Raw genomic sequence first — 24,570 nt, 5'->3', positions numbered from 1 at the left:
ATGTCGGACCGCACCAAGATCATCCTGCTGCTCCTGCCCGCCCTCTCGGTGATCGGCCTTCTGTTCTTCGGCGGTCTGGCGATCGGGCTGATGCGCAGCTTCAACTACATGCCCGTCATCGGGCTGACCGAGCCAAACCTCGCCGCCTATGTCGCGATCTTCAGCGACCGCGAATTCTATCTCTCCTTCGCGCTGACGTTCCACATCGCCTTCACCTCCACGGTGATCTCCTGCGTGCTGGCCGTAGGGGCGGCTCTGTTGTTGCGGCGCGCCTTCATAGGCCGGGTGATCATCAACTTCCTGTTCCAATTGAATCTCACCGTTCCGCACCTGGTCGGTGCCATCGGGATCCTCTACCTCTTTTCCCAATCGGGCAGTTTCGCCCGGCTGGCGGCGGAGTGGGAACTAATCGCCCGCCCCGCTGAGTTTCCGGCACTGGTCTATGACCCCTATGCCATCGGCATCATCCTGCAATACGTCTGGAAAGAGGTGCCCTTCATCGGAGTGATCATCCTCGCCAACATGCAAACCATCGGCGAAGACTACGAAAGCGTCGCGCGCAGCCTCGGGGCCTCGAAATGGCAGAGCTTCCGGCATGTGCTGCTACCGCTGATCGCGCCGGGCCTGTCGTCGGCGAGCGTCATCGTCTTTGCCTTTACCTTCGGAGCCTATGAGATCCCGGCGCTGCTTGGGGCCAACTACCCTGCCGCATTGCCGGTTCTGGCTTACCGAAGCTATACCGACGTCGATTTGGCGTCCCGGCCCGAGGCGATGGCCATCGCGATCCTCATCGCCCTGCTGAGCGCGGCGATGCTCTGTGCCTACATCCGGCTTTCGCGGCGGGGGATGGGGCGATGAGCGGTGCGGACGGCGTCTTCACGCGGTCGTTCCGGGTGATCACCGCATTGGTGCTGATCGTCTGGCTGGTGCTGCCATTGATCCCGCTGGGGATTTGGTCCTTTGCCAAGGGCTGGTTCTTTCCCGATCTGCTGCCGCGTGTCTGGACGCTCGATGCTTGGGAGTATGCCCTGTCCGATACCGCGGGCGTGATGGATAGCCTCGGGCTGACGATCTACATCTCGGTCTGTGCCACGGCCCTGTCGATACTCGTCGGTGTGCCGGCCGGGAGGGCGCTGGGCATGTATCGGTTCCGGGGCAAGGCGGCGGTCGAGCTGGCCATTCTCGCTCCCACCATCGTGCCCGGGATCGCTGTGGCGCTGGGTATTCACAGCGTCTTCATCTGGCTCGGACTGGCAAACACGGTGAACGGCGTGATCCTCGTCCACCTGATCCCCACGATCCCCTACATGACGCTGGTCATGGCGGGGGTCTTCGCCAATCACGACCCGGCGTTCGAACAACAGGCCCGCAGCCTCGGGGCAACTCCGCTCAAGACCTTCTGGTATGTGACGCTCCCGGCGATCCTGCCGGGGATCGTGGTGGGAGGGTTGTTCGCGTTCCTCGTTTCGTGGAGCCAGTATATCCTGACGCTGCTCATCGGCGGTGGACGGGTCGTCACGCTGCCGCTCTTGCTGTTCAACTTCGCGACCTCCGGCAGAAACGATATCGCGGGGGCGATCGGGATGATCTACATCCTGCCCGGCGTGATCATCCTTTGCCTGACCGCACGGCACCTCTCGGGACGCAGCAGCGCCGTCGGAGGCTATGGGCGGCTATGACGCACGTTTCGTTGCAAGATCTGACAAAGGTCTATCCGGGCGCCGCGTCCCCGGCGCTCGACAGGCTCAGCCTCGAAATCGCGTCCGGCGATCTGGTCGCGATCCTCGGCCCTTCAGGCTGCGGCAAGACCACGGCGATGAAAATGGTCGCAGGGCTCCTCTCACCTTCGGCCGGTAACATCCTGTTCGATGGGCGGAGTGTCCTGAAGGACAAGCCGAACGAACGCGGCTCGGTCATGGTTTTTCAAAACCACCTTCTGTTCCCGTATATGACGGTTGCCGCAAATGTCGGGTTCGGGCTCAAGATGCGGGGCGTAGATCCGGTGCAGATTGCGCAGCGCGTCGATCGAATGCTCGAGCAGGTAAGGCTGCCCGGCCTCGGTGGGCGCAAGCCTTCCGAGCTTTCGGGCGGGCAACAGCAAAGGGTGGCCCTCGCGCGGGCTCTCATCGTGCAGCCAAAGGTTCTGCTTCTGGACGAACCGCTCTCCAACCTAGACGCGCACCTGCGGCTTGAAATGCGAGACCTGATCCGGACCCTGCAACAGGAAATGTCCATCACCACGATCTTTGTCACGCACGATCAAGAAGAGGCCGTGATCCTCGCCGACAAGGTCGCCCTGATCCTCGACGGAGAGATGCGACAATACGACAAGGCGGACATGTTCTACCGGCGTCCCGCCGACGGCGCGGTGGCCCGCTTCTTCGGGGGCAGGAACTTCATTCCCGGCACGTCCGACGGTGCATCCTTCGAAGGCCCTTTCGGGAGTGTCAAACTCCCCCCGGATGCGATGGCCGGGCGGGGGGAGTTGACCTTCAGGCCGGAAAACGTCGTTCTTGGCGGATGCGGCCCCAACCAACTGGCCTGTCTTGTGGCGCAAAAGACCTTCCTCGGCACTCAAACTCGCTTGATCCTCAACACCGGCGGCACGTCGATCGAAATGACAGGAAATCCGGCCCAATTCGACGGCGTGAGGGTTGGCGATCACATCACGATCAGCCTGCCACCGGACACGCTCTGGATGCTGACGGCTTGAGCGCCGCCGCATCTTCATCTTGGCAAGAAAACTCACGACGCCACATCAGCCTCAGAGACGAAACATCGGTCGGGCGCTTGGCCTTTCCAAAATCCTGTGAAACAGTCCGGCCATTCCCGCGCCGGAGCGCCCATGACCAACGCCTCAACCGCTGTCGACAAGCCGAACACCGCATATCTGGTGATTTTGGCGATCAGCCTGTGCCATCTGTTGAACGATGTGATGCAGTCCCTGATTTCGTCGATCTACCCGCTCTTGCAGGCGGAATTCGCTCTGGATTTCTGGCAGATCGGGCTTCTGACCTTTGCGTTTCAGGTGACGGCCTCCCTGCTTCAGCCGGTGGTGGGGGTCTATACGGACAAGCGGCCGTTGCCCCAATCCCTGACCATAGGGATGGGGTCGACATTGATCGGACTGGTGTTTCTGGCTTTGGGTGGCAGCTACCCGATGCTCCTGACCGGGGCGATGCTGATCGGTATCGGCTCGGCCGTATTTCACCCCGAGGCGAGCCGTGTCGCGCGGCTGGCGTCCGGCGGGCGTTTCGGGATGGCTCAATCCCTGTTCCAGACCGGTGGAAATACGGGCAGCGCGATTGGGCCGCTGCTGGCGGCATTTATCGTCGTGCCACTGGGGCGCCCCAGCGTCTTGTGGTTTTCGGCACTGGCTCTGCTCGGGATGGCGATCCTCTGGCAGGTCGGGCGTTGGTATGACCGCTACCGTCGGGCCAGCGCAGGACGAAAACTCAGCATCAAGACCCACACGCTCACCCGGCGGCGGGTTTCGATCGCGATCTTCGTGCTGATCCTCCTGACGTTCACCAAGAATATCTACACCGCAGGTTTCACCAGCTACTACACCTTCTTTGTGATCGAGCGGTTCGGCCTGTCGGCTCAGCAGTCGCAGTTGATGCTGTTTGCCTTCCTTGCTGCAATGGCGCTGGGCGTGATGCTGGGCGGCCCGGTCGGAGACCGCTTCGGCCCGCTCTTCGTGATCTGGATCTCGGTGCTCGGGGTCCTGCCGTTCTCGCTCTGGTTGCCCTATGCGAATCTGCCCACGACGATTGCCCTGTCCGTGGTGATCGGCGTCCTGATCTCGGCGAGCTTTCCGGCCATACTCGTTTATGTGCACGAGTTGGTGCCGGGCCGGATCGGGTTGATGAACGGGATGTTCTTCGGCTTTGCCTTCGGGATGGCCGGGGTCGCGGCGGCAGTGCTGGGCGTTCTTGCGGATTACAAGGGGATCGCCTTCGTCTACCAGATCAGTTCCTACCTGCCATTCCTTGGTTTGCTGACCATTCTGCTGCCCAGACAAGCCGAGATCGACGACGTAGCGTGAGCCTGTCGAGGCAATATACCCGGACGCCGGCGACGGATTGGAGTGTTGGTCATCAATTCTTTTCTGGATTCATGCAGACAATCAATTCTAACGTGACGGTGCCTGCGCCCTATTGTCCGCTGGACGCTGGTAAAAAGGACCGCTAAACAACGCCAAAATGACCGGGGTTTGCCTCGGCTATAGCTTGCCGCATGGCTCTCGCCGAGGGCCACAGTACAAACGGAGATGCACGGCCCATGTCACATGCAGACGATTCCCAGGGCACTCGCCGCGATTTCATCTACTACGCCACTGCAGGCGCAGGGGCTGTCGCAGCCGGTGCCGCGGTTTGGCCTTTGGTCAATCAGATGAACCCATCCGCCGACGTTTTGGCTCTGGCCTCGATCCAGGTCGATCTGTCAGGCGTCAGCGAAGGCACGCAGTTGACGGTCCTGTGGCAAGGCAAGCCGGTCTTCATTCGCTACCGCACCCCGGAAGAAATCGAAGCGGCCCGCTCTGTCAGCGTTTCCGAATTGCCCGATCAAGGAGCCGAAAACGCCAATCTGGGCGACGAGGCCGATGCGTCCGACATGAACCGGAGCCTTGACGAAGAAGGCATCTGGCTCGTTCAAATGGGCGTCTGCACTCACCTCGGTTGTGTGCCGCTGGGCGAATCGGGTGACTTTGGCGGTTGGTTCTGCCCCTGCCACGGTTCGCACTACGATACGGCCGGGCGCATCCGCAAAGGGCCGGCCCCGCGCAACCTTCCCATTCCGCTCGCGTCCTTCGTGGACGAGACGACGATCCAGCTCGGTTAAGGAGAGACAGCCATGGGTGGTATTCCCCACGACCATTACGAACCAAAGTCTGGCGGCGAAAAGTGGCTCTACAGCCGGCTGCCGGTTGTCGGGCTGATCTATGACACCCTGATGATTCCCACACCCAAGAACCTGAACTGGATGTGGATCTGGGGCATCGTCCTGACCTTTGCGCTTGTCATGCAGATCGTCACCGGCGTCGTGCTGGTGATGCATTACACACCGCACGTCGATATGGCCTTTGCCAGTATCGAACACATCATGCGTGACGTGAATGGCGGACACATGATCCGCTACTTCCACATGAACGGCGCATCGCTGATGTTCTTTGCTGTCTACATGCACCTGTTCCGGTCGCTGTATTACGGCTCGTACAAGGCCCCGCGCGAGGTGACATGGATCATCGGCGTGCTGATGCTGGTGCTGATGATGGCCATCGCCTTCATGGGCTACGTGCTGCCTTGGGGTCAGATGTCCTTCCACGGCACCGCAGTTATCACCGGCCTGTTCGGCGCCATCCCGTTCGTCGGCGAATCGGTGCAGACGCTGCTGCTCGGCGCATCCGCGGTCGGTCAGCCTGCGCTCAACCGGTTCTTCTCGCTGCACTACCTGCTGCCCTTCATCCTGCTGGGCCTGACGCTGGTGCACATCTGGGCGTTCCACACCACGGGCAACAACAACCCAACAGGTGTTGAGGTCCGCCGAACGTCGAAAGAAGAAGCCGCCAAGGACACATTGCCGTTCTGGCCCTACTTCGTGATCAAGGACCTCTTCGCCCTTGCCGTCATCATGACGCTGTTCATGGCGGTCGTCGGCTTCATGCCCAACTATCTCGGCCACCCGGACAACTACGTCATGGCCAACCCGCTGGCGACGCCTGCGCACATCGTGCCAGAATGGTATCTGCTGCCGTTCTACGCCATCCTGCGGGCCTTCACTGCCGACGTTTGGCTTGTGATGCTGGTTGACTGGATCAGCTTCGGGATCATCGACGCCAAGTTCTTTGGTGTGATCGCGATGTTCGGCGCTCTGGTCGTCATCGCATTGGCACCGTGGCTCGACACCTCTTCCGTGCGGTCCGGTCGCTACCGGCCCATGTTCAAGTGGTGGTTCTGGCTGTTCGTCGTCAACTTCATCGTTCTGATGTGGGTTGGCGCGATGCCCGCCGAGGGGATCTATCCCTACATCGCTCTGATCGGCGCAACCTACTACTTCGGCTACTTCCTCGTCGTGCTGCCGCTTCTGGGCGTGCTCGAGAAGCCGGATGCACCGCCTTCGACCATCGAGGCAGACTTCGACGACCACTACGGCACATCGGGCGATACCAGCGGTTCGTCTGCAAACCCGACACCGGCCGAGTGAGAAAGGACCATTCGATGTTCAGAACTCTGACACTCTCCACCGCACTTGGGCTCGGCCTTCTGGCCGCTGGTGGTGTCGCTCCGGCACTGGCCGCCGGCGACAACCACGTCGAGGACTTCGACTTCTCCTTCGAAGGCCCGTTTGGCAGCTACGATCAGATGCAGCTTCAGCGTGGCCTGCAGGTCTATACCGAGATCTGTTCGGCCTGCCACGGCCTGCAATTCCTGTCGTATCGCAACCTGCATGACGAAGGCGGCCCCGCGCTGCCAGAAGATCAGGTCCGGGCCTACGCGGCACAGAACGAAGTCTGGGATCCGACCCTGTTCGACGGCGAAGGCGACTTCCGCCCTGCGACGCCGGCTGACCGTTTCCCGATGTCCAACCTGTCCAACGCTCCCGACCTCACCTTGATGGCAAAGGCGCGCGCAGGGTTCAGCGGGCCCTACGGCACAGGTCTTGCCCAGTTCTTCAAGGGTATGGGCGGAGCGGAGTATATCGCTTCGATCCTCACCGGATACGAGGAAGAGCCGGAATGTGCGCTCGAAGGCGATCCGATGGATGGCTACTACAACACGGCATTCGCTGCCGGCGGTTTCCCGGACAGCTGCAAATACGAAGACGGCACCCACAAGGTTCCGGGCAGCTGGATCGCGATGGCACCTCCGCTCTACGGCGATGATGTCGACTACGCAGATGGGCATTCCACCGAATTGGAACATGTGGCCGAGGACGTTTCCGCATTCCTGATGTGGACCGCCGAGCCCAAGCTGGTGGCGCGCAAGCAGGCCGGCCTGACCGGCGTGATCTTCTTGGCACTCCTGTCAGTATTGCTCTACCTGACAAACAAGCGTCTCTGGGCGCCGGTCAAGCATCCGGAAGATCACTGATCCAATAGACTTGTTCCGAATGAAGGGCGCGCTTGGAAACAAGCGCGCCTTACTCGTTCCAGGATCAGGGCTGAGCGAGATAGCCCCGAAGCGGGCCGGTCGCACCATCCAGCGCCTGCCCGGTCGGCAGGGGCGCATGCGCCTTGCCCTCCGCGACGACGATGACGTTTCCGGCCACGCGCCGAGCGTCATCCGGATCATGGGTCACCATCACCAGAGTTTGTCCCGCTTCCGACAGGCTGGAAATGGCCAGATCAAGCATCTCCTGCTTGAGGCCGGGCCCCAGCGCCGCGAAGGGTTCATCCAGCAGAACCAAGGGTCGACGGGCCATCAAGACCCGTCCGAGTGCAGCACGGCTCTGCTGCCCACCGGACAGTTCCGAGGGCTTTCGCTTGCCCATTCCCGCCAATCCGAGCCGTTCCAGTATCGTATCGATTTCCGACCATTCCGGCGTGCCGAGCTTCAGCCGGGGGCTCCGGCCCAAGCCGATGTTCTGGGCGATGGTGAGGTGCGGAAACAGGTTGTTGTCCTGAAACAGGATGCTCAGCGGGCGCTGTCCCGGCGGCGATTGCGTGATGTCGTCACCGTACCAGAACACGCGCCCCCGCTCTAGCGGAACAAAGCCCGCCACCGCACCCAGAAGCGTGGACTTGCCGCCGCCGGATGGTCCCATGATGGCGGTGACGCTCCCACTTTGAACGGCCAGATCGGCAGCAAGGGTAAAAGACCCCTGCCGGATCAGCAGTTGCTCCAGCTGCAATGCGTCAGGCATCGGCACGTCCTCCACGGTCAAACAGCCAGAACAGGCCAACACTCAAAGTCAGTAGGATAAGCGCGACCCCGGCCGCGGCCTCCATCTGGTAGGCGCCCATCAGCTGAAACATCGCCAAGGGCAACGTCTCTTGATCCGAACGCGCAAACAGCGCGATCACCCCCAGATCTCCCATGCTCATCGCCGCGGCCAGCCCGGTCGCAAATCCAAGTGGGCGACGCATGCGCGGCAGGATCAACCAACGGAGCCGGGCAGCGCCCGTCATGCCAAGGCTGTCGGCGGTGCGTCCAAAGCCGGCTTCGATTTGCTCCAATGCCGGGGCCAGCGCCCGATAGGCGAAAGGCAGCGCCATCGCTGCGTTCACCATCGCGGTAACCGGCAGGGCGAGCTTGGCGGGATCTACGAAGGGCCAGACCATGATGAACAGCCCGGTGCCCATCATCAGCCCCGATGCAGCCAAAGGTAGCACCGCGCTTATCCCCGCCAGAACGCCACCGCGCCTCAGCGCCAGCGCGAGGGCAAGGCTGCTGCACAAGAGCGCCGAAACCACCGCCACGGCCAAGGACCGGAGAGCCGCGCTCCAGATATCCTCCGGGATGAGGGTCAGACCCGCGATCCCTCGTTGCACCACCATACCGAGCGGCAACAACAAGAGCACCATCGCGCCTGCCAATGCGAGAACGTCCCAGACCAGTGCCAGACCTGCACCGTCCCAACGCTGCACGACCCGGTCAAAGCCGGCTCCGGCGTCCTGCGGCAGCGTCACCAGCCACGCCAGGCCCGCCGCAGTTGCGCAAATGACGAATTGGATCATTGCCAGCCGAGCCGCGGTCGCCATGTCGAATTCAAAGCGGAGCGCTTGATAAATGGCCAACTCGACGGTCGTCGCTTTCGGACCTCCTCCGAGCGTGAGAGCCACCGCAAAGCTGGTCAGGCATATGAGAAAAATGGCGAGGGCCACGCCCGGGACGACGGCGCGCAGCATCGGCCATTCCAGATAACGGCCAACGGGCATATTTAAGGATGCGGCCACGCGAAACTGCTCTGCCGGTATCGCGAGCCAGCCATGCAGGATCAATCGCACCGCCAATGGCAGGTTGAAGAAGACATGGGCCAGAACGACACCCTGAAATCCATAGATGCTGACCAGCGGAAGCCCAAGAGCCGACAACGCGCTGTTGAGCAGCCCACCCCTGCCGAACACCGCAAGAAGGCCGATGATCGCCACGATGACGGGCAGAATGAAGGGCGCGCCCATCAGCGTGATCAAGACGCCTCGGCCCCGAAAGCGTCGCCGGGCCAAGGCACGTGCAACAGGGATCGCCGCGATGATCGACAAGGCCGCGGATGCCGCAGCCTGAAGCACGGTAAACCGCACCGCCGCCCAGTCCGACGCACTCAGCCCGCCGCTCCATTCCGCGCGGAAAGAGACCGCAGCAAGCGTGCCGAGTGTCAAGCACAACACCAGCCCGGCGGCAATCGCGCCGGGCCAGCGGGGCACGGATGGGGTTACTGCGTTAGGGCTGCTTGCCATGCATCAATCGCCGGGCCGCGAGCGGCAGCGGCATCTTCGGATGACATGAGCAACGCAAGATCAGGCGTGATCAAGGTCTCGAAACCGCCGGGCAGGCCGGCTTCCGGGGTCACGGCCGGATACATCCAGTTCGCCGTCGCAATGACGTCCTGAAATCCGGGAGAGACCATGAACGCCATGAAAGCCGCCGCCAGATCAGGCTGATCCGTCCCCTCGAGAATGCCGGCAACCTCGACCTGCAAATAGTGCCCTTCGTCGAAGGCCCAGGCCACTTTGCTGTCGTCCTCTTCGGCAATCAGATGATAGGCGGGCGAGGTGGTATAGGACAGCACCGCATCGGCCTCTCCCTCTAGGAACAGGCCATAAGCCTCGGACCAGCCGGGAGTAACGGTGACGATATTGTCGGCGAGGGCTTCCCAGATCTCGGGGGCACGTTCGCCGTAAGCCGCCTCGATCCACAAGAGCAATCCGAGGCCGGGGGTGGAAGACCGTGGATCCTGAATTACGATGGACACGTCCGACGCGGCGAGATCCTCGAAATTGGCGGGGGCGGGCTCTCCGGCGTTTCCGACGAATGCGAAATAGCCCCAGTCATAGGGAAGGAATGTCTGGTCGTCCCAAGCGATGGGCAGGTCTAGCGCGGCAGTCACCCCGTGCGAGGTGAACATGCCCGTCTCGGCCGCCGCCGCAGTCAGGTTGGTATCAAGGCCGAGGACGATGTCGGCCTCGGTGCGCGGGCCTTCCAGCATCAAGCGGGCCAGCAGGGCTGCGCCGTCGCCGTGTCCGACGAATTCGAGATCACAGGCACATGTCTCTTCGAATCCGGCCTCTACCAGCGGGCCTGGACCCCAATCGGTGACAAAGCTGTCGTAGGTGTAGATCGTCAATACAGGTGTCGCGTGGCTCTCTGCTTGCGCCGCGGTGGCGGCAAACAGCAGTCCTGCGACATGGGTCAGATGGGTCTTCATTCGGTCATCCTCTCTCATGCTGCCGAACGGATGGGGGCATGAGCGCCGATGCGCCAAACCTTCCCTCCGCCGGTTCTAACCGGTTCAGGTTCAACGGGTTCGCATCGTGCATCTCAGCCCTGTTTCCAAGGCACCCCGAGGTGTTGGTGAACTTAGCGGAACATTCTCGAACTGCAAGGGGCCAAGAATCTTGCCGAAAAATCTTGGCGCTTGGGGCGCAATCCCCTATGGCAGAGACCGCGACCTAACGGAGTGCACGCCATGTCCTACAACACGTTCGGCCACCTGTTTCGAGTGACCACTTGGGGTGAAAGCCATGGTCCCGCCCTTGGGGCGACGGTCGATGGCTGCCCTCCCGGCGTGGCTCTTGACGAGGCGATGATCCAGACCTGGCTGGACAAGCGAAAGCCGGGCCAGAACAAGAACACGACTCAACGCAAAGAGCCGGACGAAGTGAAAATCCTCTCTGGCGTGTTCGAGGGCAGGACGACGGGCACACCGATCCAGCTGATGATCGAGAACACCGACCAGCGGTCCAAGGATTATGGCGACATTGCCCAGACCTTCCGGCCCGGACATGCGGATATCACGTATCATCAGAAATACGGGTTGCGGGACTACCGAGGCGGCGGACGCTCCTCCGCGCGGGAGACGGCCGCACGGGTGGCGGCAAGCGGCGTCGCGAGGGCCGCGCTGGCTCAACTGGCGCCAAAGGTCGAGATCAAGGGCTATATGGTCCAGATGGGGCCCAAGGTCATCGACCGGAACAGGTTTGACTGGGATGCGATCGACCAGAACGACTTCTGGTGCCCGGATGCCGCCGTTGCGGCGGAATGGGAGGACTACCTCGATTTTCTGCGGCGCAAGGATCACAACTCCGTCGGCGCCATCGTCGAAGTGGTCGCACGCGGCGTTCCGGCCGGGCTTGGCGCGCCTGTCTATGGCAAGCTCGACACCGATTTGGCGGCCGCAATGATGAGCATCAATGCCGTCAAGGGCGTGGAGATCGGCGAAGGCATGGCGGCGGCCTCCCTCACTGGACGGGACAATGCCGACGAGATCTTCATGGGGAACGATGGTCAGCCCGTCTACACCTCGAACCATGCCGGTGGAATACTGGGCGGAATCTCGACCGGTCAGGACGTGGTGGTCCGCTTTGCGGTAAAGCCGACGTCTTCGATCTTGTCGGCACGTCAGTCCATCCGGATCGACGGCACGCCCGCCGAGGTGGTGACCAAGGGGCGCCACGACCCCTGCGTCGGCATCCGGGCCGTGCCCGTGGGCGAGGCGATGATGGCCTGTGTGATCTTGGACCACCTGCTACTGGATCGGGGCCAGACAGGTGGCCAGCGCGGGCATATCGGCCCAGCCTGAACCTCCCTGACTTCGGTCAGGATTTGAGTTTTTTGGCCAAGATGAAGGGGGGGGTCAGTTCCCTCCCGGTGACGTTGCGCGGCGTTGGCGGTTTCGTTCCATGCCCAGTTGCGCCTCACGCAGGATGATGAGGACGCCGGCTGCGATGATGATGGCGGCGCCGGTGATCATCGTCAGGGTAGGGACTTCACCAAAGACAAAGAAGCCGACCGCAATTGCCAGCAGCATCGACGTGTAGTCGAACGGAGCGATCAGCGAGGCATCGGCATAGCGATAGCTCGACGTCACCAGAATCTGGCCGATTCCGCCCAGAATACCGGCCATGACCAACATGATCAGTTCCGACAGATTGGGCCAGACCCAGCCCCAGTAGATGGTGATTAGCGAAAGAAGAGAGGCGGTGACAAAAAACCAAAAGACGATCGACGCCGTCGTTTCCGTTTGCACGAGTTTGCGGATGAAAACCTGAGCCAGCGCTGCGAAAAAGGCGCTTCCGAGTACGACGACTGCACCCAATGTCTCGCTCGTGTCGATCTCTGCGCCGATAGACAGGCGCGGCGACAGCACGATCATCACGCCGATCAGCCCCAGGGCGACGGCCGATAAACGCACGAGGCGCACCCGTTCGTTCAGGAACATCGCGGCAAAGACCACCACCAGCAGCGGCGAGGCATAGCCGATCGCCGTCACCTCGGGCAGCGGCAATAGGCCGAGACCCGCAAAGCCGAGCCCCATGCCCATGGTTCCGATCAAGCCGCGCCAGAGGTGGGCCATCGGATTCTGGGTCTTCAGGCCATCGCGCAATTCTCCACGCCACATCAGCCAGACGATAATGACAGGAATCGCAAAAAAGCACCTGAAGAACACGGCCTCGCCCGGCGGTACATGGCCCGAGCTGGCCTTGATCAGCGATGCCATCGCGACAAAGACGCAAACGGACGTCACCTTATAGGCGATGCCCCGTAGGGGTTGGGAAGTTGCCATAGCCATAGGAGTGTCCTTTCAAGGGCACTCTAAGCCTGCCAAATTCCAGATAAAACCGCGAAATCAGGCGGAGTAGCCGCGGGCGATCCGCAAATAGTGCCGCAGTCGCGATTGTCCGCGTGTCCTGTCGGATTGCAGCATTCTCTGGGATTTCTGCAGGTCCAGCCGCAGGAACTGGGCAAGCCGTCGTGACGTCGACGGGGCGCGTGGTCGATCAACGATATGGCGTTGCATTGTGCTTCTCCTTCGTCTGATGGAGAACAACGATACCACAGATCGGCCGTGGAATCACCCCGGTGTCACTCGCACGATTCCGCCATAGGGCATCGGTGCGTCGATCAGCAGCAGAACAGAGCCGTCGGGCGTGATCTCGACATCGCGGATTCGGCCCTGATCGGTAATCACGCGCTCCTCGCCTGCCACGAGGCCGTCGGAGAATGACAATCGCACCAATGCACCCGGGTTCAGCGACCCGATCAAGAGATCGCCTTGCCAAGGCGCATAGTCGCCGTCGTAGAATCCCATGCCACCAGGGGCGATGACCGGATCCCAGTAGTAGATCGGTTCCTCGAAACCCGGTGCGCGGGCCGCACCGCTGCCAACCTCGGAACCGTTGTAGTTGATGCCATAGCTGACCACGGGCCAGCCGTAGTTTGCACCCGGCGCCGGCCGGTTCAGTTCGTCGCCACCGGCCGGACCGTGTTCCACGGTCCAAAGCGCGCCGTCCGGCCCCAGGGCGGCACCTTGTACGTTGCGATGGCCCAAAGACCAGATCGCCGGATCCGCTTCGGTCCCGACAAAGGGATTGTCGTCGGGCACGGACCCGTCACGAAAGAGCCGAACCACCTTGCCGTAGGTCGAGGTAACATCCTGGGCCAGTACGCGATCGCTCTCCGAGGAGTGCTCACCCGTGGTGATCCAGACATAGTCGCCATCGACTATGATGCGGGAGCCATAGTGCATCGGGGTGCTGGATGGCGGTGTTTGGACGAAAATATCCGAAACGTCGGTCAATGCGGCCATATCCTCGGCCAGAACGCCCCGCGCCGCAGCGGTAACAACTCCGCCATCCACTGCTTTGGCATAGGTCAGATAGACCATTCTGTCCGTGGCGAATTCGGGGCTTACGGTGACGTCGAGCAGGCCTCCTTGTCTGCGATTGTCGACCTCCGGCACGCCGACCAAGGGCATGGACACAGAGCCGTCGGCAGAAACCACGCGCAAGGTTCCGGGTCGTTCCGTCACCAGCCAACCACCATCGGGAAGCGGCGCAATACCCCATGGGTTTGCCAGCCCTTCGACGAATCGCTCCACGGTGACGGGCGTCTGCGGCAATGCAGGCGCTCTAGTCTGCGCCTCGAATGCCGGGGCGAAATCCGCATTGGGCGGGCCCTGCTCAACCGGCTGCGCGATGACGGCGTAGGGCCACAAAGCGGCGGCGATCAGTCCAAATCTCATGTCTCAGGCTCCCGAGTTGGTTTCGAGAGTCGAGATAGCCCAGTTCGCCGCCTCTGCCACCACCGGGTCAGGGTCCTTCGACAGCGGGCGCGCGGCGTCCGCAAGAGCGCCCCGTCCGGAATTGCCGATCGCATACAAGACATTTCGCACGAATCGGTTGCGACCAATCCGTTTGATGGGGCTTCCCGAAAACATCGCGCGAAACGCCGCATCGTCGAGGGACACCAGATCGGCAAGTTCGGGGGCGGGGCCATCGCGAAGATATCGCATTTCCTTCGCCGCCACCGCGAATTTATTCCAGGGGCAGACGGCCAGGCAGTCATCACAGCCGTATATCCGATTGCCCATCAGCGCCCGTAATTCATGGGGGACGGGCCCCTTGTGTTCGATCGTGAGGTAAGAGATGCAGCGCCGCGCATCCAGCTGGTAGGGCGCTGGAAAAGCGTTCGTCGAGCAGATATCGAGGCAGGCCGTGCAGCTTCCGCAATGGCTGCGCTCCGGTGGATCAGGCTCCAGCTCCACGGTCGTGAAGATCGCGCCCAGAAACACCCAGTTGCCGATATCGCGACCCAGCAGGTTCGTATGCTTGCCTTGCCACCCCAACCCAGCGGCTTGGGCCAGCGGCTTCTCCATCACCGGCGCAGTATCCACAAAGACCTTCACTTCCGCGCCGGGGCTTTGCTCGATCAACCAACGGGCCACGCGCTTGAGGCGCTTCTTCACCAGATCATGGTAGTCGCGGCCATGGGCATAGACGCTGACGGCCGCCAGATCGGTCTGCTCCAAGACCGCCAGAGGATCATGCTCGGGCGAATAAGCTTCTGCCAACATGATGACGGATCGGGCCTCGGGCCAGAGTGCTGTGGGGTCGCCACGCCACGCCATCCGCTCCGCCATCCAGCCCATCTGGCCATGTCGACCAGCGTCGACAAAGGCAGCCAGCCTCCCGGCCAGCTCCGGTGCGGCATCGGGACGACACACGCCAGCCTTCGAAAACCCCGCGTCAAGCGCAAAGGAGAACAGCTCTTGCTTCAGGCCCATGCTTCTTTGGGTCCAAAATATCCTCGGGGGGAGTCCGCAGGACGGGGGGCAGACAGCCCCCCAGCGAGCTTGGGATCAGAAATCCAGATCAGCATAATGCTGTGGCTGCGGAAACCCTGAGACCTGGTCGGCGAGCAACGACCGGAATGCTGGACGGGACTTGATCTTGGCATACCAGTCCTTGACCACGTCGGACCGGTTCCAGTCCACATCCGAGATGTAGTCGAGGCAACTCAGATGGGCGGCCGCCGCGAAATCGGCCAATGACATCTCGTTGCCGGCGAGCCATCGGCGGCTCTCCAGGAGTTGGGCCATGTAATCCAGATGATACTTGATCGCGCGGGAGCCGGATTTGACATTGCCGCTGTCCGGATAGCCGGTGCCCATCACCTTGCGAAACACGCGCTCCCCGACCAGCTTTGTGGTCACTTCGTGATAGAACTTGTCATCGAACCACGCGATCAAACGGCGCACTTCGTAACGGCCCTCCGGGGTATTCGGCATCAGCGCCGGGGTCGGGTGCGCCTCTTCGAGGTATTCGCAAATCGCGACGCTGTCGGCCAGAACGCGGCTGCCGAGCTTCAGGATCGGAACCTTGCCCGCTGGATTGCGGCGGATGAAATCGGGGTCTTGCTCCCAATACCGCTCTTCAATCAGCTTCACCTCGATCTTCTTCTCGGCCAGCGTCAGGCGGACCTTCCGGCTGAACGGGCTCAGCGGATAGTGATAAAGGGCATTGGCCGGGGGTGCGGGGCGATCTGTGCTCATGACACTTCAATGCCACTGCCACGCGGCGCTTTCAATCCCGTTCAATCTTCAAAGCAGGCGGCGCGTCCATCGGCAAGGATGGTGGCGGCCCCGTCTGCGATACCCGCGGCACGGTTGCGCAGGCTCTGGCTCAGCGCATTCGGATCACGCTCCTTCGGGTTCGGCAACAAGACCGCCAGCCGGGCGGCCTGCCGTTGGCTTAGATCGGCCGCATCCACGCCGAAATAGTGCCGGGAAGCGGCTTGGACGCCAAAGACCCCCTCATCGAATTCGGCCACGTTCAGATAGACTTCGAGGATTCGGCGTTTGGACCAGACCAATTCGACAACGGGGGTCAGAACCGCCTCAATCGCTTTGCGGACCCACGATCTGCCGTGCCACAGATACACGTTCTTCACGACCTGTTGACTGATCGTCGAGGCGCCTCTGGATCCTCCGGCATCCAGTGCGGCCTGTATCGCCGCGAGGTCGAGCCCCCAATGCAGGCAATAGTTCGCGTCCTCGGCTGCCACCGCCGAACGGGCCATCACCGGCGCGATCTGCTCCATCGGCACCCAGTCGCGGTCCAGCCCGCCCAGGCGCCGCGATTCGCCCATCATGTAGGGGGTGATCGGAGGATTCAGCACCGCAAACAACCCCACAGCAAGGAAAACGAATGCCACCACCAGCAGACAACCGCGCACGATCCAGCGGGACAGCCAGCGAAACGGGCGAAACGGTCGCTTTGGCGCGTCCTTCTTGGTGGATTTGGAGTTCTTCTTTGCCATGGGGTCATAAGCCACTCATGGGCCAAAGGGGTCAAGTCGCAGAAGGCACCAGATCGTCCAACTCTTCAGCGTCGGGGCCTCTAAGCAATGATCGGGCGTCAGTCAGGTGGGTATTCCGGGGCCGAACGGTCGGCTGACCGAAACTTGGGCTTTTCGCGAAACCCGGATCGCTCTGACCGCTGCGGCGACGCACCGTGGCGCTATCCGGAAATTGAAAAGCCGGGACGACGAGCCCCGGCTTTCCGATCAGTTCAAGCGACGGCCGGCCCTACTCGGCAGGCATGGCCTGCGGTTCGCTGGTCAGCGGATGCGCCAGATGAGGCAGCATCTCCTTTGGACAAATCTGCACGAAGTTGCTCCGCTCCAGATCCCAGTGCTGCAGGATCTCGGTTGCCTTGACGCTCCCGGTCTCCTTGGCATGGGCCGTGACCAATGCGTGCAACTGTTCGTCCCAATGGTCGACGGTGACGGGGCAGGTGACCAGCGTCTCCATGTTCAACAACGGTTCGGACAGGCCGTCGGGATCATAGAGATATGCCATGCCACCCGTCATGCCGGCGCCAAAGTTGGCCCCGATCGACCCAAGGATCACAGCGACGCCGCCGGTCATGTATTCGCAACCGTTGGAGCCACAGCCTTCGATCACCACCTTTGCGCCCGAGTTACGCACGGCAAAGCGTTCGCCCGCGCGGCCGGCCGCAAAGAGATAGCCGTCGGTTGCGCCGTAGAGCACCGTGTTGCCGATGATCGTGTTCTCCGATGCAATCAGCGGGCTCGCCATCGGCGGGCGCACCACAATCGTGCCACCCGACAGGCCCTTGCCGACATAGTCGTTGGCATCGCCGGAAACCTCCAGCTTCAGGCCCGGCGCCGCAAAGGCCCCGAGCGATTGCCCGGCAGAGCCCTTGAGCTTCACCGTCAGGTGATCCGGCTGCAGAGAGTTGCGCATGCCGAAGTTCTTGATGATGTGGCTCGAGGTGCGCGTGCCGATGGTGCGCAGCGTGTTCTGCACCGCGTATTCCAGCTGCATCTTCTCGCCTTCGTTCAGGAACCGTGCGGCATCCTTGACGATCTCCGCGTCCAGCGTGTCCGGCACCTCGTTGCGAGGCTTCGTCCGGTCATAGCTGATGTCCGCCGCCCCATCGACGGTGATGAGCAACGGGTTCAGGTCCAGATCGTCCAGATGGGCAGAGCCACGGCTGACCTGCGTCAGCAGATCGGCACGGCCGATCACGTCGTCGAGCGACCGGGCTCCGATGCTGGCGAGGATCTCGCGAACTTCGGTGGCGTAGAAGGTGATCAGGTTGACCACCTTCTCGGCATTGCCGGTGAACTTCTGGCGCAAAGCTTCGTCCTGTGTGCAGACGCCGACCGGGCAGGTATTGCTCTGACACTGGCGAACCATGATGCAACCCATCGCGATCAGTGCGGCAGTGCCGATGCCGTATTCCTCGGCACCGAGCATCGCAGCCATGACGATGTCGCGTCCGGTGCGCAAACCGCCATCGGTGCGCAAGGTCACCCGGCTGCGCAGGTTGTTCATGGCGAGCACTTGGTGAGCCTCGGTCAGACCCATTTCCCACGGCAGTCCGGCGTACTTGATCGACGTGCCCGGAGAGGCACCCGTGCCGCCGTTGTGACCCGAAATCAGGATCACGTCGGCCTTGGCCTTGGCGACACCGGCGGCAATCGTGCCAACGCCCGACGAGGACACCAGCTTGACCGTCACCTTGCAGCGCGGGTTGATCTGCTTGAGGTCGTAGATCAGCTGCGCCAGATCCTCGATCGAGTAGATGTCGTGATGAGGCGGCGGGCTGATCAGAGTGACACCCTTGGTCGAATGGCGGAGCCGCGCGATCAGATCGGTGACCTTCATGCCGGGCAACTGACCACCCTCGCCGGGCTTCGCACCCTGTGCGACCTTGATCTCGAGCTCTTCGCAGGCGTTGAGATACTCGGCGGTGACACCAAAGCGGCCCGAGGCCACCTGCTTGATCTTGGCCGAGGGGTTGTCGCCGTTCGGCTCGGGCAGGAAATGCGCCGGATCCTCGCCGCCCTCGCCGCTGTCGGACTTGGCACCGATGCGGTTCATGGCCACGTTCAGGGTCTTGTGGGCCTCCGGGCTGAGCGCACCCAAGGACATGCCGGGCGTGACAAAGCGTTTGCGGATCGCGGTGATGCTCTCGACCTGCTCGATCGGGATCGGCTCGCCCAATGGCTTGATGGCAAGCAGATCGCGCAGATGGATCGGCGGGTTCGACTGCATCGCCTGACTGAAGCGGGTCCACAACTCATAAGAGGCACGGTCGCAGGCGGCCTGCAACATGTGCATCGTCGTGGCTTCCCAAGCGTGTTTTTCGCCGGAGCGACGGGCTTTGTAGAAACCGCCGATCGGCAGCACGTCCGTGCCCTTCTTCCAGCCGTTTGCGTGGACCTCCTCGAGCTTCTTCTGAATGCCGCTGGTGCCGATACCGCTGATCCGGCTGTGCATGCCCGGGAAATACTCGGCACACATCGCACGGCTCAGGCCGACGGCCTCGAAATTCAGTCCGCCGCGATAGGACGAAATCACGGAAATGCCCATCTTGGACATGATCTTGAGCAGGCCCGCGTCCACAGCGGCACGATACCGGCGCATCGCGTCGGTCAGCGTACCATCGATCAGACCGCGACGAAGGCGATCGGCGATGGAATCCTGTGCCAGATAGGCGTTGACGGTCGTCGCACCGCTCGAAATCAAAACCGCGAAATAATGCGGGTCGATGCATTCTGCCGACCGGACGTTGATCGAACAGAAGGTGCGCAGGCCCTTGCGGGTCAGCCACGAATGAACGGCGCTGGTAGCAAGGATCATCGGCATCGCCACCTTATCGGCGTTCTGATGCTGGTCCGTGAGGACGATATGTCCCGCTCCCGACCGCACGGCATCTTCTGCCTCGGCGCGAATCCGCTCCAGTCCCAGACGCAAGGCGTCGGGGGCGGAGCTCACGGGGAAGGTGCAATCGACAAAGGCGACGCTGTCACCGAACTGTTCGACCATCACGTCGAATTCGGCGTTGGCGATGAACGGGCTCTCCAGCACGAGGATCTCGGTCTGGCTGCTGTCTTCGTCCAGCACGTTCTTGAGGTTGCCGAAACGGGTCTTGAGGCTCATCACCCGAGCTTCACGCAAGCTGTCGATGGGCGGGTTGGTGACTTGGCTGAAGTTCTGGCGGAAGAAGTGCGACAGCGGGCGATATTTCGACGACAGGACCGCCGAGGGTGTATCGTCGCCCATGCTGGCGATCATTTCCTTGCCGTCCTCGGCCATCGGCGCAAGAACCTGTTCGAGATCCTCCATCGAATAGCCGGCCGCAATCTGGCGCTGGCGAAGCTCCTGGCCTTCGTAGATGTGGGCCTCGGGCACGTCGCGCAGGATGTCGTTAAGGGCGACGACCTTCTCGGTCCATTCCGCATATGGCTGCGACGCGGCGAGCCGATCCTTCATTTCGGTGTCGTGGTAGAGAACACCTTCCTGCATATCGACTGCGATCATCTGGCCCGGCCCAAGTGCGCCCTTCTCCACGACGCTGCGCTCATCGATGGGGACCATCCCGGCCTCCGAACCCGCGATCAACAGACCATCGCCGGTCACGACATAGCGCATCGGGCGCAAACCGTTCCGGTCAAGCCCGCCGCAGACCCAACGTCCGTCGGTCATGGCAAGGGCGGCAGGCCCGTCCCACGGCTCCATCACGGCGTTGCAATAGTTGTACATGTCCTGCCAAGCCTGCGGCATCTCGACGGCGGACTTCGACCATGCTTCGGGAACGAGCATCGTCTTGGCCATCGGCGCGCTGCGCCCGGCACGAACCATGACCTCGAACACCGCGTCCAGCGCGGCAGAGTCCGACGATCCCTGCGGCACGATCGGTTTGATGTCCTCGGCCATGTCGCCGAATGTGGTTGAGGCCATGCGGATCTCGTGGCTCTTCATCCAGTTCAGGTTGCCCTTTAGGGTGTTGATCTCGCCGTTGTGGGCAAGCATCCGGAACGGCTGGGCCAGCCACCACTGAGGGAAAGTGTTGGTGGAATAGCGCTGGTGATAGATCGCAAAGGCGGACTCGAAACGAGGATCTTGAAGATCGGGGTAGAAGTCCGCAACCTGCTCGGCCAGCATCATGCCCTTGTAGATGATCGATCGGCAGGACAGCGACGCAAGGTAAAGCTGCGCAACACCAGCGGCGGCGGCGGCTTTCTCGATCCGGCGGCGAATGATGTAGAGTTCGCGCTCGAATTCCTCGGCGTTCATGTCCTTCTCGCAGCGGATCAGGATCTGTTCGATTTCCGGGCGGGTGGCGTTGGCCTTTTCGCCCAGACAGGTGATGTCCACCGGCACATGGCGCCAACCATAGATGTAATGGCCCATCCGAAGGACTTCGGTTTCGACGATGGTCCGGCAGGTCTCCTGGGCGCCGAAATCGGTGCGCGGCAAAAAGACCTGACCCACGGCAATCAGCTTGTCCGGCGTCATCTTGTGACCCGTGCGGGCGATCTGATCGGCAAAGAACGGGACCGGGATCTGCACATGGATACCGGCACCGTCGCCGGTCTTGCCGTCTGCATCCACGGCGCCGCGGTGCCAGATGGCCTTGAGCGCGTTGATCCCGCCTTCGACGACATCGCGCGAGGGCTTGCCGTCGATGGCCACCACAAGGCCGACACCACAAGAGGAATGCTCTTCGGCTTCAGAGTAGAGGCTGTTCTCAGCCATCCACTGGCGCTTGGCTTCTTCGGCTGCAACCCAAGCTTGATCGTATGAAGTGGACATGGATTATTCCTCTATTTCTGCCGCTGAAAGGGCTGGGTCGTCGTCAATAAGGCCGTCTTGATGCGTCGCAAAACGGGCTTCACAAGGGTGTTGTATCTGCTGTTTTCCTTAGCCTCACGGGCCAGGCGCGCGGTGTAGTATTTCTCAACGACCGGTCGCGCCTCTATGGCAGGGCGGGCATCCGCAGAGCGCAAGGCCTCGCGCATCCTGTCCCAGTCCTGCGCCAAGGCGGAGCGGACAAACGGCTGAAAGGCGTTTCGCTCGCGCAGTTTCTTGCCAACAAGGTGGCCGCATTCGGGAACCACCCAATGTTCCGTCGTCTCTGGCGGCTCGATCCGAAGCACATGTGGCTGGTCAAAGCCGCGATCGCCATGCACCACGACGGCATGCTCGGCTGCGGCCATTCCCGCCTCGATGGTCCGGAACGGGAACTTCGACAGGTAGGGCCGCAAGAGCTTCTTCCGGCGCGGATCAGGCACGATGCGGCGGTCCGGGGTGAAACGGGTGCCCAATGCGATGGCCGTGCGCACAGGGAGGCGTTCCGCAAAAGCCAGCGCGCCAAAGGCGCCCATCGAGGCTCCGATCGTGTCGATCTGGGTGGCTCCCAGCCGCGCCATCTCGGTCTCGATGATCGCACAGGCGCGATCGACAAAGCCTTCAGTGGCATACCAGGTTTCGTTCGGATCCGCGATCCAGATCGCCGGACGGCCGATCATGGCCAGCTGTTGGACGAACTCTAGGGTGATCGCCTGACGAGTCTCCTCGGCCGCGGACGCGAACACCACCACCGGGACGCCGGACATATCGGGCATCGAGCCGCGCGTGACGATCATGTCCGGCGTCTCAACCAAGCGGGTCAGATCCATGGTGGGTTTCGAAGTCATGGCGCCACCGGCCCTGCATAAGACGACATGACCACGCCGCAACCATGCTTGGGGCTGGGCGACAGGAAACCGGGTTCTCCGGGAAAGATGAACTCTACCGGGCTGTCGTCGGCTTCGAATGTGCCATCGGGAACGGTAAAGGTGCTCAGGCCCGACAGAAACATCCGCCAGTCGCGGTGGATGTACTCATAGCCTTCGCTGGCCCACATCTCGGTCCCGTCGGCGTCGATCGCACGGATCGAGTAGCGGGTGCGATCGAGGGTGACACCGTCGATCTGCACGGTCTCTCCGGTGAGGCTGTCGCCACCTACATAGCGGGTTGGGCCGACCTCTTCTGACAAGGTGACGAAATCGAAATTATCGACACCAGTGCTCAGCAGGGCGGTAAAAGACGCCGGATCGGCGGGATCCGGGGCCAGACGCTCGGAATGGCCTGACCGGATGTGGGTGCTTTCAAGCCATTGGGTTTCGGCGTCGATCGCGCCGAAATAGGTCACGCCCTCTTCATCCAGATCGACACGGCGCTGCACCCCTTCGGGATCGTCGGCACAGGTAAAGCTGTGGCTGACCGTGCAGGACGCCATCTGGATCGTCACATAGGCATCGCACCCTTGCGGCAACGCAAGTGGCACCTGCGCAAACGCGGCACCGGGGAGCAGGGCCAAGGCGAGAGCGATCCTCACGGCGTGCCCCCTTTCGAGAGCATCACGCCGCAGTCATAGCGTGGCTCGCTGCTCTGAAAACCGTCCTCGCCCGGAAAGGCGAACTCAACCGGGCGGCCATCCGTCTCGAACACCTCGGTCGGGGTGGTGATGGTGCGGGTGCCGGACAGAAACGTGCGCCAATCGCGGTGGATGAACTCGTTGCCCACGGTCTGCCACAGCTCATTGCCGTTGGTGTCATACGCCACGACGTCGAATTCTGTCTGCTCGAGGGTCACGCCATCGACGACCACGACGACACCCGTCAGGCGGTCATAACCACGATAGACGGTCTCCGCGAAAGGGTCCGAAATCGTGCCGAAATCCCAGTCGTCATAGCCGGTCTCGATCAGATCGGAGAACGACGCCGGATCGACCGGATTCGGCGCAAGCCGGTCCGTGTATGCGCCCTCGGCATAGAAACTCTCGATCCAACGGGTTTCGAAATCGATCATCCCCGCATAGGTCAGCCCGTCTTCGTTGAAATCCATGCGGCGCTGATGGCCTTCCGGATCGGCCTCGCAGCGGAACAGGGTGCTGACGGTGCAGCCGCGCTTCTGGACGGTGACATAGGCTTCGCAGCCACCGGGCAGAGAAACGCTCTGGGCGGCGACCGGTGATGCGAACAGCATCAAAGGGGCGAGATAACGGATCATCGGGCCGCCTTCGACAGAACGCCGCCGCAGTCATACTTGGGTCGGGCAGAGAAGAACCCCGGTTCGCCCGGATAGATGAATTCCACCGGGCTCGCGTCATTGACCTCGTCCGGCGTGTCCTGCGACCAGGACAGCCCCAAAAGGAACAGTCGGTGACGCTCCGACAGGAACTGCGCTCCGGCGCCGCGGTATTGAACAGTGCCGTCGGGCAAAGTGACTTCGTAGGCAAACTCGGTGCGCAGAAGCGGCTCGCCGTCGATGACGACGCTCTCGCCGGTCAGGCTGTCATAGCCCCGGACCCGCTCGTCCGGCGTGCCACGATCGTTGGTGATGGTGAAGTCGTAGGTGTCATGGTCCTCGGCCAGCAGCACGCTGATGCTTTCCGGGTCGGGCGCAGGAACCTGCATTTGCTCGATCGCGGGGGGATCGGCGAAATGCGTCTCCAGCCATTGGAACTCGGCATCTATCTTGCGAACGTTATAGGGGCCGCGGTCGGTAAACAGCGCCATCCATTGTTCGCCCGGTGCATCGGCCTCGCAGGTCCAGGTGTGGATCACGAGGCAGGATCGGCTCTGGACGGTCAGAACACCGTCACAGCCCTGTGGAGGGTCAAAGGTCTGTGCTGCCCCGGGCGCGGCAAAACACACGCAAGCCGCGAAAGCGGCTGCGCTCAGGGTTTTGCCTGCTAGGTCAACATACATGCCCTATTCACTCCTCGTTCAGACAAACGACACCGTCGGGATACCGACGGCACACCGA

General features: G+C 62.0%; 22 protein-coding genes and 1 riboswitch. Of the genes, 8 read left to right on the top strand and 14 right to left on the bottom strand.

The window, feature by feature from the left end:
* From LOM8899_RS17650 to LOM8899_RS17620, 7 genes are all read left to right on the top strand, one after another.
* Nucleotides 1-858 (top strand): ABC transporter permease, encoded by an 858-nt coding sequence (locus LOM8899_RS17650; RefSeq protein WP_093993572.1) that lies wholly within the window; start codon nt 1-3, stop codon nt 856-858.
* A complete protein-coding gene (locus LOM8899_RS17645) occupies nt 855-1,679 on the top strand; it encodes an ABC transporter permease (protein ID WP_093993571.1) in 825 nt (274 codons plus the stop codon). Before LOM8899_RS17650 ends, LOM8899_RS17645 begins: the two co-directional genes overlap by 4 nt.
* A gap of 11 nt (nt 1,680-1,690) precedes the next feature.
* Complete coding sequence (locus LOM8899_RS17640; RefSeq protein WP_245820591.1) at nt 1,691-2,713, top strand: ABC transporter ATP-binding protein; 1,023 nt, start codon at nt 1,691-1,693, stop codon at nt 2,711-2,713.
* 132 nt (nt 2,714-2,845) lie between these two features.
* Complete coding sequence (locus tag LOM8899_RS17635) at nt 2,846-4,048, top strand: MFS transporter (RefSeq protein ID WP_093993569.1); 1,203 nt, start codon at nt 2,846-2,848, stop codon at nt 4,046-4,048.
* 236 nt (nt 4,049-4,284) lie between these two features.
* On the top strand, nt 4,285-4,845 hold the full coding sequence (petA, locus tag LOM8899_RS17630) for a ubiquinol-cytochrome c reductase iron-sulfur subunit (RefSeq protein WP_093993634.1): 561 nt from the start codon (nt 4,285-4,287) through the stop codon (nt 4,843-4,845).
* 12 nt (nt 4,846-4,857) lie between these two features.
* On the top strand, nt 4,858-6,207 hold the full coding sequence (locus LOM8899_RS17625) for a cytochrome b (protein WP_093993568.1): 1,350 nt from the start codon (nt 4,858-4,860) through the stop codon (nt 6,205-6,207).
* 14 nt (nt 6,208-6,221) lie between these two features.
* Complete coding sequence (locus LOM8899_RS17620) at nt 6,222-7,094, top strand: cytochrome c1 (RefSeq protein ID WP_093993567.1); 873 nt, start codon at nt 6,222-6,224, stop codon at nt 7,092-7,094.
* A gap of 64 nt (nt 7,095-7,158) precedes the next feature.
* On the opposite strand, the gene LOM8899_RS17615 is transcribed toward LOM8899_RS17620, so the two are convergent.
* Genes LOM8899_RS17615 through thiB form a run of 3 tightly spaced genes read right to left on the bottom strand, consistent with a single transcriptional unit; the run spans nt 7,159 to nt 10,368 of the window.
* The gene (locus LOM8899_RS17615; RefSeq protein WP_093993633.1) at nt 7,159-7,866 is read right to left on the bottom strand and encodes a thiamine ABC transporter ATP-binding protein; all 708 of its coding nucleotides are present in this window, start codon (nt 7,864-7,866) and stop codon (nt 7,159-7,161) included.
* Entirely contained in the window at nt 7,859-9,367 is a 1,509-nt protein-coding gene (locus tag LOM8899_RS17610) for an ABC transporter permease family protein (RefSeq protein ID WP_168770592.1), read from the bottom strand. The genes LOM8899_RS17615 and LOM8899_RS17610 overlap by 8 nt, the downstream gene beginning before the upstream one ends.
* Before the next feature lie 8 nt (nt 9,368-9,375).
* The gene (thiB, locus tag LOM8899_RS17605; RefSeq protein ID WP_093993565.1) at nt 9,376-10,368 is read right to left on the bottom strand and encodes a thiamine ABC transporter substrate binding subunit; all 993 of its coding nucleotides are present in this window, start codon (nt 10,366-10,368) and stop codon (nt 9,376-9,378) included.
* Nucleotides 10,369-10,412: 44 nt separating this feature from the next.
* Nucleotides 10,413-10,516, bottom strand: a riboswitch (TPP riboswitch).
* Between the two features lie 113 nt (nt 10,517-10,629).
* Between thiB and aroC the strand changes: the two genes are divergently transcribed.
* Nucleotides 10,630-11,742: a chorismate synthase gene (gene aroC, locus LOM8899_RS17600; protein ID WP_093993564.1), complete on the top strand. Its 1,113-nt coding sequence runs from the start codon at nt 10,630-10,632 to the stop codon at nt 11,740-11,742.
* A gap of 54 nt (nt 11,743-11,796) precedes the next feature.
* Here aroC and LOM8899_RS17595 read toward each other — a convergent pair whose 3' ends face one another.
* From LOM8899_RS17595 to LOM8899_RS17550, 11 genes are all read right to left on the bottom strand, one after another.
* On the bottom strand, nt 11,797-12,726 hold the full coding sequence (locus LOM8899_RS17595; RefSeq protein WP_093993632.1) for a DMT family transporter: 930 nt from the start codon (nt 12,724-12,726) through the stop codon (nt 11,797-11,799).
* 63 nt (nt 12,727-12,789) lie between these two features.
* The gene (locus tag LOM8899_RS23470; RefSeq protein ID WP_168770591.1) at nt 12,790-12,960 is read right to left on the bottom strand and encodes a hypothetical protein; all 171 of its coding nucleotides are present in this window, start codon (nt 12,958-12,960) and stop codon (nt 12,790-12,792) included.
* A gap of 54 nt (nt 12,961-13,014) precedes the next feature.
* Nucleotides 13,015-14,184, bottom strand: a complete 1,170-nt coding sequence (locus LOM8899_RS17590) for a PQQ-dependent sugar dehydrogenase (RefSeq protein ID WP_093993563.1) — start codon at nt 14,182-14,184, stop codon at nt 13,015-13,017.
* A 3-nt stretch (nt 14,185-14,187) separates the two neighbouring features.
* Entirely contained in the window at nt 14,188-15,225 is a 1,038-nt protein-coding gene (queG, locus tag LOM8899_RS17585) for a tRNA epoxyqueuosine(34) reductase QueG (protein ID WP_093993562.1), read from the bottom strand.
* 75 nt (nt 15,226-15,300) lie between these two features.
* A complete protein-coding gene (gene fzlA, locus LOM8899_RS17580; RefSeq protein WP_093993561.1) occupies nt 15,301-15,993 on the bottom strand; it encodes an FtsZ-binding protein FzlA in 693 nt (230 codons plus the stop codon).
* A gap of 41 nt (nt 15,994-16,034) precedes the next feature.
* The gene (gene mtgA, locus LOM8899_RS17575; RefSeq protein ID WP_093993560.1) at nt 16,035-16,760 is read right to left on the bottom strand and encodes a monofunctional biosynthetic peptidoglycan transglycosylase; all 726 of its coding nucleotides are present in this window, start codon (nt 16,758-16,760) and stop codon (nt 16,035-16,037) included.
* Between the two features lie 268 nt (nt 16,761-17,028).
* Nucleotides 17,029-21,570 carry a glutamate synthase large subunit gene (gene gltB / locus LOM8899_RS17570; RefSeq protein WP_093993559.1) on the bottom strand — a complete coding sequence of 1,514 codons (4,542 nt, stop codon included), beginning with the start codon at nt 21,568-21,570 and terminating at the stop codon, nt 17,029-17,031.
* Nucleotides 21,571-21,581: 11 nt separating this feature from the next.
* The gene (locus LOM8899_RS17565; protein ID WP_133065064.1) at nt 21,582-22,454 is read right to left on the bottom strand and encodes an alpha/beta hydrolase family protein; all 873 of its coding nucleotides are present in this window, start codon (nt 22,452-22,454) and stop codon (nt 21,582-21,584) included.
* The gene (locus LOM8899_RS17560; RefSeq protein WP_093993557.1) at nt 22,451-23,137 is read right to left on the bottom strand and encodes a hypothetical protein; all 687 of its coding nucleotides are present in this window, start codon (nt 23,135-23,137) and stop codon (nt 22,451-22,453) included. The genes LOM8899_RS17565 and LOM8899_RS17560 overlap by 4 nt, the downstream gene beginning before the upstream one ends.
* A complete protein-coding gene (locus LOM8899_RS17555; protein WP_093993556.1) occupies nt 23,134-23,811 on the bottom strand; it encodes a hypothetical protein in 678 nt (225 codons plus the stop codon). Before LOM8899_RS17555 ends, LOM8899_RS17560 begins: the two co-directional genes overlap by 4 nt.
* A complete protein-coding gene (locus LOM8899_RS17550; protein WP_245820590.1) occupies nt 23,808-24,512 on the bottom strand; it encodes a hypothetical protein in 705 nt (234 codons plus the stop codon). The genes LOM8899_RS17555 and LOM8899_RS17550 overlap by 4 nt, the downstream gene beginning before the upstream one ends.
* Between the last annotated feature and the right edge of the window lie 58 nt (nt 24,513-24,570).

The organism is Flavimaricola marinus (genome assembly GCF_900184895.1).
GTDB classification, from domain to species: Bacteria; Pseudomonadota; Alphaproteobacteria; order Rhodobacterales; family Rhodobacteraceae; genus Flavimaricola; species Flavimaricola marinus.
This window is presented reverse-complemented; position numbering and strand designations above follow the sequence as displayed.